A 14,333-nucleotide genomic window follows, 5' to 3' on the forward strand; every position below is an offset into this window, starting at 1 on the left:
CAGCTATGTATCCATGCCGAAATGCTCTATCAGTTTTAAAAAAAGTGAGCCTTTTCTGAGCCTTTTGTAAAACCAAAAAGGCCCCCAATTTCTTGGAGGCCCTATAATTATTGGTGATGGCAGAAGGATTCGAACCTTCGACCGCCTGCTTAGAAGACTTTGAAATGGAACTACAAATCAATGCAAAATACATCATATTATATTGATTTACAGAGATTTAATTCCGTTTTAATAAAATTTGACATCATTTGATATCAAATGATATCAAAAAAAAGTGAGCCTAAAGTGAGCCTTGTTTTTTACTAACTTTAGATAAAAGAAGGAGATTATGGCCAAGGTAAGACTGATATTGGACACCAGAAAATCGGCAAAAAGTGCAGCCAACGGATTGTACCCCGTTGCCCTGCGATTATTCCACCGTAAAACGAGGATCATACGCCTACCCTATCATTGTTCACCGGCTGGATGGGACGATAAATTTATGCGGATGAAAAAGTCCGTCTTCAAAAACAACCATATTGATTGCGACAAAGCCAATGAAAAAATTTATGACAAACTACACGCGGCCCATAAGCTCATTGTAGAACTCGGGGACAGCATCAATTCGGTAGATGCGGATACGCTGATAGGATATATACGGAAAGCATGGGACAAAAAAGTGGACACTAAGATACGGGATGATGTAGACAATGGGATCACCCTTTCCCAATGGGGAAAGGTCATAATCGATAGAAAATTAAGATCCAACAAACCCGGAACTGCATCCTGGTATGCAGGGGCTATCAGATCAATCACCAAACTGAACGGGGGAAAAGATCTGCGGTTGAACGAGATTACCGTTACCCTGCTGACCAATTTCCAGATAGAACACAAAGCAAAGAGCAGTTCCAAAAATGGTATCAGCTCCTATTTGAGGGCAGTCAGGGCCATCTATTACAGTGCCATCAAGGAAGATCAATTTTACCCCAAAAAGAACCCCTTTCAACACTTTAAAATCCCAACTTCCAGACGTACCAAAAAGAAGGCCATATCAAAAATGGAATTCATAAAGATCAGAGACGTAAACTACAAAGAAGGATCTCCAGTCTGGCATGCGAAGAATTATGCACTTGTGATGTTCAACTGCAGGGGAATGAATTTCATAGACCTCGTAAAGCTTCAGGTCAAGGACATAACCAAAGACCGCATATTCTATGGGAGGAGCAAGACCGGTGACCAGCTCTCCGTCCGAATTACGGAGGAACTACGGGAAATTCTGAATTTTTATACGGAAGGAAAATCAATGGATGACTATCTTTTTCCCGCAAACTATGATGGCAGCACAAAGCACTATGAAAAATATAAATCCCTTCGCAGAAGGATGAACGGCCATCTCAAGACCATCGCCAAGGATGCAGGTATCGAAGAACACTTCACTACCTATACCATCCGCCATTCCTGGGCCACCATCGCCAAGTTTATGGGGATTTCGACAGAGGTTATAAGCGAAGGTCTGGGCCATAATTCCTTAAAAACAACACAGATCTATCTAAAGAGTTTTACCAACCAGATTTTGGATGAAGCGAATGAGATGGTGGTATCGTAGTATTTGACACGTATTGTTGAACAATAAAACAATATGAGGTTTTCCTGTTTTACAAACATCCATAATTTTACTTGCTAAAAATTTATGAGCTGGAATACCCGATTTCCAACTTTATAATGGCGCAATAAATTTACCCTATATAACCTTAAAGAATTTGGAAAATGAAAATGTGTAGAACGATGATGTATTTTAATGTATTAATCCTTTTTGTTCTTTCTATTTCCGGAACCTCTGCTCAGCAAGACCCTACTCTTTTTAAATTGTTGCCGGAATCAAAAACGGGCATAGCCTTTAATAATCAATTGTTTGAAAATGATACCCTTAATATTTTAAACCAGGCTAATATTTATAATGGTGGCGGTGTTGGTATGGGCGATTTCAACCAGGACGGCCTTATAGATATCTACTTCGCTGGTAATATGGTATCGAGCAAATTATACCTGAACAAGGGAAAAATGCAATTTGAGGATATTACCCAGGTTGCAAATGTTAACGGACACGACAGGTGGATTACAGGGGTATCCGTCGTGGACATAAATGCGGACGGCCTACCAGATATCTATTTATCGGCATCCTTTAGATCCGATCCTCTTGGCCGGACCAATCTATTGTATATTAATCAAGGAGTCAATAAGAAAGGTATTCCCATATTTAAAGAATCTGCCGTTGCTTACGGCCTTGCCGACAATGGTTATAGCACACAAGCCTACTTTCTAGATTACGACAGGGACGGTGATCTGGATATGTACCAAGTGACCAATGAAATATATGACCCAAGAACACCTATTTATTACCGCGCCAAACTAACGGACGGTAGTGCCAAGAACACAGATAGGTTATATCGTAACAACGGTAACGAAACATTTTCCGATGTTTCTAAAGAAGCGGGAATAGGAATAGAAGGTTGGGGACATGCCGCTGCCATTACCGATATCAATGGTGATGGTTGGCCCGATATTTATGTTGCCAATGACTTTATTTCCAATGACCTTTGCTACATCAACAATAAGAATGGAACTTTTACAAATCGTCTGGACGACTATTTTAAGCATACGGCCTGGAACGCTATGGGCACAGATATCGTAGACATTAATAACGATGGGCATGTAGACCTGATCTCTTTGGAAATGCTTCCTGAAAACAATCTTCGTAAAAAAAGAATGTTAAGCGGTAACGAATATTACAACTATATCAACAATAGTCAATACAACTACAACCACCAATATGTGAGGAACGTATTGCAAATAAATAGTGGCCCGGATCAAAATGGCAAATCCGTATTTAAAGATATGGGATTTATGGCTGGGATTTATCAAACGGATTGGAGCTGGTGCCCATTGGTTGCCGATTTCGATAATGACGGATTTCGGGATATGATTATTACCAATGGTCTGCCACGGGACGTTACCGATTTGGATTATATAGCCTATGACAATGGACAAAGTGGTAGTTCACAAAGCGCTACTTTGGCAATGACAGATTCCCTACCGGTTGTAAAGCTAGCCAACTATGCATACAAAAACACCAACGGGATAATCTTCGAAAATGTATCCAAGGCATGGGGAATAGACCATTTGTCCTTTTCCAATGGTGGGGCATATGCAGATCTTGATAATGATGGAGATTTGGACGTTGTAATAAACAACATTAACGGACCAGCTTTTGTTTATGAAAATACTTCCAGTTTAAATGGCAATCAACTCACCATAAATTTTGAAGGGTCTGATAATAACACCGATGGAATTGGAGCTTCCGTAAAAATATATTATTCTGGGAACCAACATCAATATTACGAGCATTACCCTATTCGGGGCTATTTATCCACTCATGACCCAAGAGCACACCTTGGTCTGGGCGTAGCCAATAAAATTGATTCGTTAAGGGTTTTTTGGCCTGATGGTAAACAACAATTAAAAACTAATTTATCACTGAGATTGCCCCTTAACCTAAATTATAAAGATTCCCGTGAAGTAAATTCATTCCGAGACAAGAAAGCAGTTGCTTCGATCTTCAAGAACTCGGCCAGTTCTCATAATATAAATTTCAAACCAAAAGAAACGGATTTTGTAGATTACAATATCCAAAGTACCCTTCCCCATAAATTAAGTCAGTTTGGTCCCGGGATAGCCGTAGGTGATATTGACAATAACGGATTTGAGGATTTTTATATTGGTGGCTCTTCGGACAATCCAGGGGTGTTTTTTATGCAGGACGCCGATGCCAAATTCACCATGGATTCTTCCAGGTTTTTACAGCAAGAGGATATTTTGTACGAGGATATGGGGATATTGTTCTTTGACGTTGACAATGATAATGATCTTGATCTATATATGGTAAGTGGCAGCTATGAAATCCCTGCCGACCATGCCATTAGTAACGATCGTCTTTTTATAAACAATGGAGAAGGAATGTTTGAAAGAGCCATTAATAGCCTCCCTCCCGATTTTACCAATGGCTCATGCGTAAAAGCTGCAGATTTTGATGGAGATGGAGATTTGGACCTTTTTATAGGTGGTCGTGTAGTTTCAGCGGCATACCCCGCAACACCCAAAAGTTGTCTATTAAAAAATGAGAATGGAAAATTTATTGATGTGACCAATGATTATTCTCCAGGACTAAAAAATATAGGCATGGTAACTGATGCCTTATGGACCGATTTTGACAATGACGGAAAAACAGACCTAGTATTGGCAGGAGAATGGATGCCCATAACCTTTTTTAAAAATACTGGATCATCTTTGGTTAAAGTTGATTCGGGTATAGAAAAACAAACCGGCTGGTGGAATAGTTTAGTTGCAGGTGATTTTGACAATGATGGTGATATGGATTATGTATCTGGCAACCTCGGCCTTAACACCAATTATACGGCTACCCCAACAGAACCGATGACTATAATTGCCAAAGACATTGACAATAATGGTTCCTTAGATTCCATGGTATTTTGTTATATGACCGGCGATGATGGCAACCGTCAATCGTTCCCCATTGCGTCAAGGGACGACCTGGTTGGCCAGATAATTACAATGCGCAAGAAATTTCCTACCTATCAATCTTATGGCTTGGCCGGTATGGATGATATATGGAGTGAAACTGATAAGAAGAATGCAATAATACTGCAGAGCACCGAAATGCGCACTTCTTTTATTGAAAATATGGGCAACGGAAAATTTGAAATGCATCCTTTACCACTCCAGGCACAGGAAGCTCCGGTTTATGGTATGTTGGCCAACGATATAGATGAGGATGGTAATTTAGATCTTATTTTGGTAGGTAACGATTATGGGATGGACCCATATAGTGGCAGGCACGATGCCTTTAATGGTCTTTGCCTAAAAGGTGATGGCACAGGTAATTTTAATGCCATGCAAACCGCCAATACCGGGTTTTATGTTCCGGGAGACGCTAAAGGGTTGGCTAAATTATATACCGCAAACAATGAGCCTGTAATAATTGCAACCCAAAATCAAGATGACCTTTTGGTGTTTGGCAGCAATGATCCAAACTCAAAAAGTACCGATCGCTGGGTAGATCTTAATGTGGATGATTTTTCGGCAGAAATCATTTATAAGGATGGACGCAAGAAAAGATTGGAATTTTACTACGGTTCCACTTATATGTCACAATCCACACGTAAAATGCCTATTGAAAATGATATGGTCAAGATCACAATTATTAATTATAAAGGAAAAAAAAGGAACGTATTATGAAAAGGCTATTTTGGTTTGGAATATTAATTGTCGGTACCCTAAATTCAATTTGGGCACAAAACTGGAAATCAAAAACGGAACATGCCGATTTTGTTCATAGAGCCATCAAGCAGGTTACAGATGTTATGGTCTATGATATTTATTCACCCCCTGTTACCAGTCGAACATATGCCTATGTTTCGGTGGCGGCATACGAAACACTAATTCAAGACCAGAAAGATTATATCAGTTTGGCTGGCCAATTAAATGGGCTCGGGCCGGTCCCCGTTCCAGACAAGAAAAAGGAATATAGTTTAACCTTGGCGGCAGTACATGCCATTCTTACATCTGGGAAATCCTTTGTGATTTCCGAGGAAAAGATTGATGATTTTGAAAAAAGAATTCTTCAGGAATTTAAGGACATTGGGATCCCTGATGATGTATTCGACAATTCATTGGCGTATGGCCAACAGGTAGCCACCCATATTCTTAAGTGGGCTGCTGAGGATAAATATAAGGAGACCAGATCACTTCCTCAATATAGCGTGAAAAATGATTCAGCTTCATGGAAACCAACTCCTCCTGCTTATATTAAAGCTATAGAACCTAATTGGAACAAGCTCCGTACTTTCTTGATCGATTCCGCTGCTCAATTTAAACCAGTGGCTCCTCCCCCGTTCTCATTGGATAGTAGTAGTGTTTTTTATAAGGATGTTATTGCGGTATATAATCAGGTTCAAAAAAATACCGAGGAGGAGATTGAGATTGCAAAATTTTGGGATTGCAATCCGTTTAAAATGAATGTAAGAGGGCATGTGATGTATGCTACTAAGAAAATATCCCCCAATGGCCATTGGATGAACATTACTTCCTTGATATGCAAACAAGTCAATGCTTCAGCCGTCAGATCCGCTGAAGCCTATGCCTGTCTAGCTGTAAACTTGGCCGATGCCTTTATCAGTTGCTGGGATGAAAAATACAGGAGTGCCGTGATACGTCCGGAAACTTACATTAACATTTACATTGACCCAAATTGGTTACCGGTACTACAAACCCCACCATTTCCAGAGTATACCAGTGGTCACAGCGTTGTATCCTCTAGTGCGGCCATAATGTTGACCAAGTTGTTCGGAGATAATTTTGCTTTTGCCGATTCTACGGAAGAAGAATTTGGATTGCCTACCCGCAATTTTACTTCGTTTAAACAGGCTGCCGAAGAAGCAGCAATTAGCAGGTTTTATGGTGGTATCCATTATATGCCAGCCATTGCCAACGGACAGGATGAAGGTTACGCTATAGGGGAGTTCTTTATCAATAATCTCAATACACGAAACAGATAAGGGATAGACTCGCAGCGCGTAATTACTTAATGGACAATTAAATCCTAACCAATTTTATGCGCATAAGCTTATGTTATTTGGAAAGATAAATGGTCTGTGTAAAAGCACCATTGGCAGCTATATCCCAGACCTCTACCCTAGCCCATTTTCTATTGTGGAGGTTTAGGGAATGTTCAAATTCCTCGGAACCAAAAGCCTTTGTCTTGCTCAAATCAACCTTTTCCCGAAATACGGTGGTACCATCACCTGATACTATTTCCATATAATTCAAGGGGAATGTCCAATCTATCTGAATACGGACTTTAGCTTCGCCCTCAGCATTCAACTTTAAAGTTTCTCCTGATTTTTTGCCGTTCATACTAAAATGAGGAATCAAAACTTCGCCAGTGGTCGAAAAGAACTCCCCTGTTGTCATGGCATTAAGAACTGGCTCCCAACCATCCTTAAATTTGGGAAGTGAATCCAACTTTAAATAATTGATGTTCATATGGGCATACATCTCATTTTCCAAAGTCACTGTAAAAAGATCGGCCTCCGCAATAATTTTCTTTTTGTTCCCCCAGTTATTCATATCATCCAATAGATCAAGAACCCTGTTCCCCAATTTAGGTAGGGATAGATCGGCTGGCATGGGTTTCCATGCACCTCCTAAAAAATGGTCCGATTTAAAGAATTCTTCATCTTTGTAGGCGTCTGGATAACCTGTTGATCCTTTAATCCGCGGATGGGCCGTCCATGCCAGCCCTTTTTCCAATTCCAGTAATCGGAGCATATCATTTTTATCCTTTAACCTATAGACCTTTCCATACTGGGTATGGGAGGACATAAATGGTTTACTCTCTTTATTGGACATTATCCAGTAGACAGGTTTTGGAAATAGGGCCATCCAATGTCCACCCAGAAACTCGTTGGGTTCTTCACCTGGCAACAGTAGGAACTCCTCATCGGACAATCGCCCGCATAGCTCAAAAAGTGAATCCAATTCCTTTAAACGTATCCCATCTGGTCCCTTGGGATGTGCAGTATAATGGAACTCTCCCAAATGAACGATATCTACTCCCATTTTTTTAAAAACATCCACAAATTCAGGCTTTGAGGGTATGGCTTTATCCTTCATCACAACGTTCATAATAAATTCATTGTGAAAATGGCTCGCCATTGTTTTGTGTCCTTTTATAGGAACATATTGATCGCTGTGGGTATATTTTTTTACATCTTCCAATAATTGGTCGGCTTGCCCTTCACCAATAAGACAAAAGAAATTCAGACGCTGTTCACTTCCTGGAGGGGCATTGAACCAGGGCACATATCGGTGATCACCCTCAGGGTCATGTCTTATACCCAAACCGTATTTGGAAACCATATTCCTATAATTTGTACCGTGCCAAACGGACTTTAAATTAAATGCCTCATCAAGTGGATAGAAATATTGGTGTGGAGGAGGAAAAATGGCAATTGCACCACCTTCTCCCTGACCAATAATGGTGCGGTATTTTACGGCCATGTTAGTACTGGTTTCCATAACGGATTCTGCTTGCACAAATTTGTCCTTTAAATTGGCAAATGAAATTTGTTTCCAAGGTTTATCCGTAATAAGACCTGCATCATAAAGGATTGCTGTTGCATCTTTTTGCGTTGAAATTACGGCCGCAATATTGAAAAGAGGAATTCCGTTATAGATAGTTATTTCTAAAGAACCTTGAAAATTTGGAGCGCTTATATCCCCAATGCTTATAATAGTTCTATTTCCATTTTTAGTAATTATTGCCTCCCTTTTGTTGATATTTAAAACATTGGAAGTATAAGGGCGGCTAGGTACTTTATCAAAAAAGATCGTCCATCCATTTTCCGGTTTCAAAGAACGACTTCCGCTATTTAAAAGAAAAACAGGATCCACATTTGAAGATATGGCCTTAAATTGATTATTCTTGCCCATGGCAATAGTGCGAAATAAGGGCTCTTCTTTGTTCAGGTTGATAACCAATTGACAATTATTCCCATTGTCCAATAGCCAAGTGACTATAAGATCACTTTTATTCACAGCTATTTTAGTACCGTTTTCATAGGGATTTACCGGCAATACCACGGGTATCTGAGCATTTATAACGAGGCCAAATAAGAGTAAACCTGTAATAAGGAAAGATTTCATTTGTTGTGATGTTTTTGTTTAATTTGTTTAGCTCGTTCAAATAATCATATTAAAAAAAGGTCCCGACGATGAACCGGGACCATTGCATTTTATGTTTTAATCTACCCACTCCAAACTATTCTTTAATATAGTTTTGTATGCTTCATGGTCATGTGCCCTTTCGTCATGACCCAGAGTATTGCCAATAATTTTTGCTTTGGGATGTTTAACGATCCAAACCGTGGGATACTCTTCACCTGATTTTAACCCTCTGCTTACTGCCAATATCTCTATTTCTGCATTGGGATCTTTTTCCCAGCGATATAACTCATCCACAATTCTAAACTTGGATGGCACTCCTTTCATTATAGGATGATCTGGTTTAATTACACTCACCTCAAATTCTTGGAGTTCTTCATGTGATCTGGAGCCACCACCAACCAACTCCTGGTTGTATTCCGGCCAATCCTTCCAATTGTACCAAGTACTGGGGTGATAAATCAAAAGATTTAAATTTCCTGCATTTACCTTTTGGAAAATCGCGCTTTTAACATTTGCATCCAAGGGTTTATTATTGGTCAGCATAAGAACATCCGTATCACCGATAAGTTTTCCCAATTCTTTATTATCCTCGGTATAATTTACGGTATTCTTTCCTTTTTTGCTAAGTATTTTACCATCGGCAATACCGAAGTATTTTAGGAAATCGTGGGAACCACCACCGCCCATAATCGCAATTTTTGTGGCGTTCTTTTTCTTGGAGATATAGTTTCCATCTTGAGCTGTTCCGTAAAAGGCAACGAACAGTAACATTAATAAAATTCCTGCTTTTTTCATATTTTTTATTGTTTTCTTTATTTCTTGGCAACCCAGTCCGCACTATTTTTTAGAATGGTCTGATAGGCTTTTAATCCATGAGCCCTTTCATCGTGGCCTAAAGTATTCCCGACAATCTTGGCCTTGGGATGTTTTACTATCCAGACCGTTGGATATTCTTCCCCAGATTTTAAGCCTCTACTTACTGCCAAAACCTCTATTTCCGCTTCGGGGTCCTTTTCCCATCGGTACAATTCGTCCACGATCCTGAATTTGGAAGGCACGCCTTTCATTATGGGATGATCTGGCTTAACTACCCTTACTTCAAATTCCTGCAGATCTTCGTGGGACCTGGATCCTCCCCCAACCAGTGTTTTGTTGTATTCCGGCCAGTCTTCCCAATTGTACCAGGTACTGGGGTGGTAGATAAGCATATTCATGTTCCCTGCGTTTACACGGTTCATAATGGCATTTCTGGTATTTTTATCCAAAGGTTTGTTGTTGCTTAATAAAAGCACATCGGTTGTTGGAATCAAGGTTCCCAATTCCATAGAATTTTCCGTGTATATGAACGTGTTCTTCCCGCCTTCACTTAGAATTTCACCATCTGCAACACCAAAAAATTTAAGGAAGTCATGGGAACCACCACCGCCCATGGCCGAGATTTTCAGAGCTTCCTTATCTTCGGAGATGTAGGATCCAGGGGCCGTTACTACAATTACCCCCTGCATCATTCGCCAATGGCCGGGAAAAGTACAGACATAGGGATAAATCCCGGGTGTATCGGGAAGTTTGAACACCACAGATCCGGTAACCCCTGGTGTCAACATATCCGTTGCCCCAAGCACATATCTCGATTTTGGAACATATCCCATCTTTTCTGCTTCAGGATTCTTCAGGAACCCATCTACCATGGCCCCGAAAGTTTCCACACTACCAGGTTGGATGACCACCAAATTATGGGACATTTGATCCTTATTGTTCAATACTATTTCCACTGTCTGTCCTGCCGTGGCGTGAAGTGTCTTTTTATCAAAAGCCATTTCCTGATTTACGGTATTGAGGACAAAGGTTACATCGGCCTTTATTTTTCCGACCTTGCCTATACCCATATCAATGAATTGATTCCCTCCGGTATTTGCACAGTGTACGGCAATAATATTTTTTCCCTTTTTGAACAATCCGCCTTTTTCGCTATCGAGCTTTATGTACTTGTAAGCTTCACTGGATCCGGTTTCGGCAATCAAAAGTTGGCCATTGACATATATTTCATAATCGTCGTCATGGGCAATCTTTAATACCGGCTCAGATATTACGGCAGAAATGGCCACTTCTTTTCGCATCCAGATATCGGAACTGCTCCACTTGGTATTAACATCGTTGATGTTCTCCCCTCCAAACTTGGCAGCGCCTTTTTGCCAAGAAGCGTCATTGAATTCCGATTTCATCCAGTTATCGGCAGGTTTATCGGTAGTGTAGTTCCAAGTGGATTTTTTTTCTTCTGCCGAGGGTACTATCATTTCTACCGAAGAGGGGTCTACCACCTCGAAATTTGATTCCCTGAAATAAATTTTTATGGCGGCATTGATCCATTTGTCAGAAGTGCTGGCTTCGTCCTTGGACAATTTTTCTATTTCAGTATATAATGCGTTGGATTCCGGTAATTCCCCTGCACGCAGTACCGCAGCAAGCTTGATCTGTGGGTCTGTACTGCTTAATAGGCCGGATTGTGCCAAGATTTCACTACTTTCTTTTGTTGCGGGCAACAAAGCCAGTGCGGCCCGGTTTACCCCATATGAGCTACTGTTCAAAGCTTTAGTGACAACTTCGTTGGCGGCCGCATTGGAGCCGTCAAGTGCCCCCAAGCCTTTTAAGGTCCACAGGGCATGCAGTGCTCCGGTATTGAGGCCGCTTTTATCAACCTCATTGTTGCCTGCCATATTGATCAGGTCCGGGATCAAGGAGACCTTCTTGTTCTCCACTATTAAACGCTGGGCCGTAGTTCTCCAGAACATATTATCGCTTTCAAGCCCTTCCAGTAGTGCTTCATCATCCTCGGGATCCAGGGAGGTGATATCCGGATCATCACCGTCCTCATGGGTAATTACGTATATCCTCCCATGGCCATAATCGCGCAGTTTATTTAAATGGGCGTTGCCCTCACCCTTATCGGCGTTCCAGATCTGGTTGTCCATCCCTCTTTTGTCCGGGTTGTGCTGAATTACGGGATTGTACCAATCCGCCACCCACAAATTCCCATCCGGTCCGGTCTCGGCAAAAACCGGTGCGGTCCAGGCATCGGTACTGGCAAAAATATTGCCACCGTCGACCTCCTTATACCCTGCCCCATCCTTGACTATTTTTGCAATATGTACCAAATGTCCGGTTGGTTCGCAAACATACATTTGATTTCTATATTCTTCCGGATAATTTCTGGCGGTATAGAAATTGGCGCCAGAGGCAGCCGTATACCCTCCCCGTACATCTACCTGTTGCAGCGGAATGGTATCTACAGGGGTAATTTCATAGTGCCCCTGGATAAAGTCCGCATTGACAGCCCAAGAGGGCATTTTGTTCAAATAATCATAATGTTTTAAAGGTATCCCAACATAACAGCAGTGGTTATTGTTGGCTGTAGATCCAAATATTTCAAAATTCTCGTTAAAACCGAGTCCCCAGGTATTGTTGTTGAATTGCCCCACCGGTTCAAAATAGGAACCGTCCTTGGCAAATTTGTAAACGCCCATCTTGAATTCTACAGGCTTGCCCCGGAACTGATTTTCAAAGCCCGAATAACCTACGGAGCCCCATATCATGTTATCGACCCCATAGCGTAGATTTGATGGTCCCGCATGGGTGTCCCAGGTTCCAAAACCTTCGAACAGAACGGTACGCTTGTCCATTTTGTCGTCCCCATCGGTATCTTCCAGAAAAACCATATTTGGAGCCTGCGACACAATGGCACCACCTTTTACCAGGGTAATTCCCGTTGTTAGATTTTGATCCGTGGCATAATCGGTAAACTTATCGGCCCTACCGTCCCCATTGGTATCCTCACAGATGGTAATCCTATCCCCTCCAACATCATTGGCAAGTCCATGTGGGTAATCCTTGGACTGTACCACCCATAGCCTGCCCCTTTCATCCCAGGTAAAGGCAATGGGGTTAATAATATTGGGCTCGGCGGCATATAGCTCCGCTTTGAAACCCTCCGGAAGCTGGATATGCTTTTGGGAATCCTCGGGACTTAACGGATCCTGGACCCGTGGGTTCTCTCCCGTATAGGTCAATGGCGGGGGCGGCTCCTTTTCCCCGGAGCAGCTGGATAAAACGACCATTCCACAAAATAGCATTGAAAGGTAAATGGTTAAATTTTTCATTTTTTTAAAGTTTAATATTTTAATTTACTATAGCCGAGCCATAATGGAAGGTTCTCGACAGTGTTACTATTTTGGCCCATCAAATCCGTGGACGATATTCCGAATAAGGGGTATTTTCACTAACATCCACAGTACCCGCTCCCCATCCTTCAGGAGGGGACAGGATGGCCAGAAACTCCAGTTCCCCCTGTCCGGCATTAAAAGTACCGTGTGCCACATTGGCCCCTATGTAAACGGAGTCGCCCGCCTCCAAAAGCTGCATTTCATCTTCTATCCATTGTTCCGCAGTACCTTTAAGGACGTAAAGAATTTCATGCATTTCCGGATGCACGTGAAAATTATGTCCCCCGCCCTCAGGCATTACCACCTTCACCATATAGGAGTCGGCCTGTTTTATAATTTCGGGATGATAATGCCAATGATGGTCCCGCCCGAAGGCCCTTTCGAACATTTGGTCTTTTTCCTTGACGAATTTCCAATTCCTTTCCATAGACAAACTATAGGGTCAATGCTTTGAATTCCTTGGTCAGGTTGGTCAATGACTGTTCTATGCCCATTCTTTCCAATGAGGATGCCCCTACAAAGCCGTGCAGGCCCTTGCAGTGTTCCAGTACGTATTTTACATCGGCAGGGGTATTGATCGGTCCGCCGTGGGCCAATAAAAAAGTGTCGGGATTTGCTTTCTTAACGGCATCGACTATTTTTTGGGTACGCTCCAGGGCATCGTCCATGGAGGCGGTGGCGCTGGTAACCCCGATAGAACCACCAACAGTTGTCCCTACATGGGCAATTATGGCATCGGCACCCACATCTGCCATTTGTACGGCCTCCTCCGGTTTGCCTACATATACTACGGAGAACAGGTCCATTTTGGTGGCCAGTTCTACCATATCCACTTCTTTTTGAAAACTCATTCCGGTTTCTTCGAGTACATTTCTAAAGTGGCCATCGATGATGGAATGTGTCGGGAAATTATTGACCCCTGAGAAGCCCATATCCTTTACTTTTCCCAAAAAGTGCCACATTCTTCTACGTGGATCACTACCATGGACCCCACATATTACAGGAATTTCCTCCACTACGGGCAAAACCTCATATTCCCCTATTTCCATGGCTACCGCATTGGCATCCCCATAGGCCATCATCCCCGCAGTTGAACCGTGCCCGGACATTCTAAACCTGCCCGAGTTGTAGATGATGATCAGATCCGCACCACCTTTTTCTATGAATTTGGCACTGATCCCGGTACCGGCACCGGCCGCAATAATGGCTTTTTTTTGATTTACTACTGCTTGTAACCTATCTCTAACTTCTTGTTTTGTGTAAGGGTTTCCTTTCCCCGTCCATGGATTTGGCATAATATTCTATTTTATTATTAAATTATTTTTATTTAAGTTT

The 14,333-nt window shown here is 41.8% G+C and carries 9 protein-coding genes; 3 read left to right on the top strand and 6 right to left on the bottom strand.

Features of this window, described 5'->3' with window-relative positions; all coding sequences use genetic code 11:
* The coding region (locus MWU84_RS20795; RefSeq protein WP_246905317.1) for a hypothetical protein at nucleotides 1–196 on the bottom strand (196 nt) is incomplete at its 3' end.
* Nucleotides 197–328: 132 nt separating this feature from the next.
* Here MWU84_RS20795 and MWU84_RS20800 point away from each other — a divergent pair.
* From MWU84_RS20800 to MWU84_RS20810, 3 genes are all read left to right on the top strand, one after another.
* Nucleotides 329–1,585 (top strand): site-specific integrase, encoded by a 1,257-nt coding sequence (locus MWU84_RS20800; protein ID WP_246905319.1) that lies wholly within the window; start codon nucleotides 329–331, stop codon nucleotides 1,583–1,585.
* Nucleotides 1,586–1,746: 161 nt separating this feature from the next.
* On the top strand, nucleotides 1,747–5,292 hold the full coding sequence (locus MWU84_RS20805; protein ID WP_246905321.1) for a VCBS repeat-containing protein: 3,546 nt from the start codon (nucleotides 1,747–1,749) through the stop codon (nucleotides 5,290–5,292).
* Nucleotides 5,289–6,611, top strand: coding sequence for a vanadium-dependent haloperoxidase (locus MWU84_RS20810; protein WP_246905323.1), 1,323 nt, complete (start codon nucleotides 5,289–5,291; stop codon nucleotides 6,609–6,611). Before MWU84_RS20805 ends, MWU84_RS20810 begins: the two co-directional genes overlap by 4 nt.
* 73 nt (nucleotides 6,612–6,684) lie before the next feature.
* Here MWU84_RS20810 and MWU84_RS20815 read toward each other — a convergent pair whose 3' ends face one another.
* The 5 genes from MWU84_RS20815 to MWU84_RS20835 all read right to left on the bottom strand — a co-directional run bounded on the left by MWU84_RS20815 (nucleotide 6,685) and on the right by MWU84_RS20835 (nucleotide 14,293).
* Nucleotides 6,685–8,760 (bottom strand): hypothetical protein, encoded by a 2,076-nt coding sequence (locus MWU84_RS20815; RefSeq protein WP_246905325.1) that lies wholly within the window; start codon nucleotides 8,758–8,760, stop codon nucleotides 6,685–6,687.
* 96 nt (nucleotides 8,761–8,856) lie between these two features.
* A complete protein-coding gene (locus MWU84_RS20820; protein WP_246905327.1) occupies nucleotides 8,857–9,576 on the bottom strand; it encodes a ThuA domain-containing protein in 720 nt (239 codons plus the stop codon).
* A gap of 17 nt (nucleotides 9,577–9,593) precedes the next feature.
* Nucleotides 9,594–12,935, bottom strand: coding sequence for a PVC-type heme-binding CxxCH protein (locus MWU84_RS20825; protein WP_246905329.1), 3,342 nt, complete (start codon nucleotides 12,933–12,935; stop codon nucleotides 9,594–9,596).
* A gap of 79 nt (nucleotides 12,936–13,014) precedes the next feature.
* Nucleotides 13,015–13,425, bottom strand: coding sequence for a cupin domain-containing protein (locus tag MWU84_RS20830; RefSeq protein WP_246905331.1), 411 nt, complete (start codon nucleotides 13,423–13,425; stop codon nucleotides 13,015–13,017).
* 7 nt (nucleotides 13,426–13,432) lie between these two features.
* Complete coding sequence (locus tag MWU84_RS20835) at nucleotides 13,433–14,293, bottom strand: phosphoenolpyruvate hydrolase family protein (protein WP_246905332.1); 861 nt, start codon at nucleotides 14,291–14,293, stop codon at nucleotides 13,433–13,435.
* Nucleotides 14,294–14,333: the final 40 nt, after the last annotated feature.

The sequence above is a fragment of the Arenibacter sp. F20364 genome, from assembly GCF_023015905.1.
Taxonomy (GTDB): Bacteria; Bacteroidota; Bacteroidia; order Flavobacteriales; family Flavobacteriaceae; genus Arenibacter.

Coding starts and splice junctions, on each gene's coding strand:
- MWU84_RS20820 (WP_246905327.1), bottom strand. CDS start 9,576: ATGAAAAAAGCAGGAATTTTATTAATGTTACTGTTCGTTGCCTTTTAC.
- MWU84_RS20815 (WP_246905325.1), bottom strand. CDS start 8,760: ATGAAATCTTTCCTTATTACAGGTTTACTCTTATTTGGCCTCGTTATA.
- MWU84_RS20825 (WP_246905329.1), bottom strand. CDS start 12,935: ATGAAAAATTTAACCATTTACCTTTCAATGCTATTTTGTGGAATGGTC.
- MWU84_RS20830 (WP_246905331.1), bottom strand. CDS start 13,425: ATGGAAAGGAATTGGAAATTCGTCAAGGAAAAAGACCAAATGTTCGAA.
- MWU84_RS20810 (WP_246905323.1), top strand. CDS start 5,289: ATGAAAAGGCTATTTTGGTTTGGAATATTAATTGTCGGTACCCTAAAT.
- MWU84_RS20800 (WP_246905319.1), top strand. CDS start 329: ATGGCCAAGGTAAGACTGATATTGGACACCAGAAAATCGGCAAAAAGT.
- MWU84_RS20805 (WP_246905321.1), top strand. CDS start 1,747: ATGAAAATGTGTAGAACGATGATGTATTTTAATGTATTAATCCTTTTT.
- MWU84_RS20835 (WP_246905332.1), bottom strand. CDS start 14,293: ATGCCAAATCCATGGACGGGGAAAGGAAACCCTTACACAAAACAAGAA.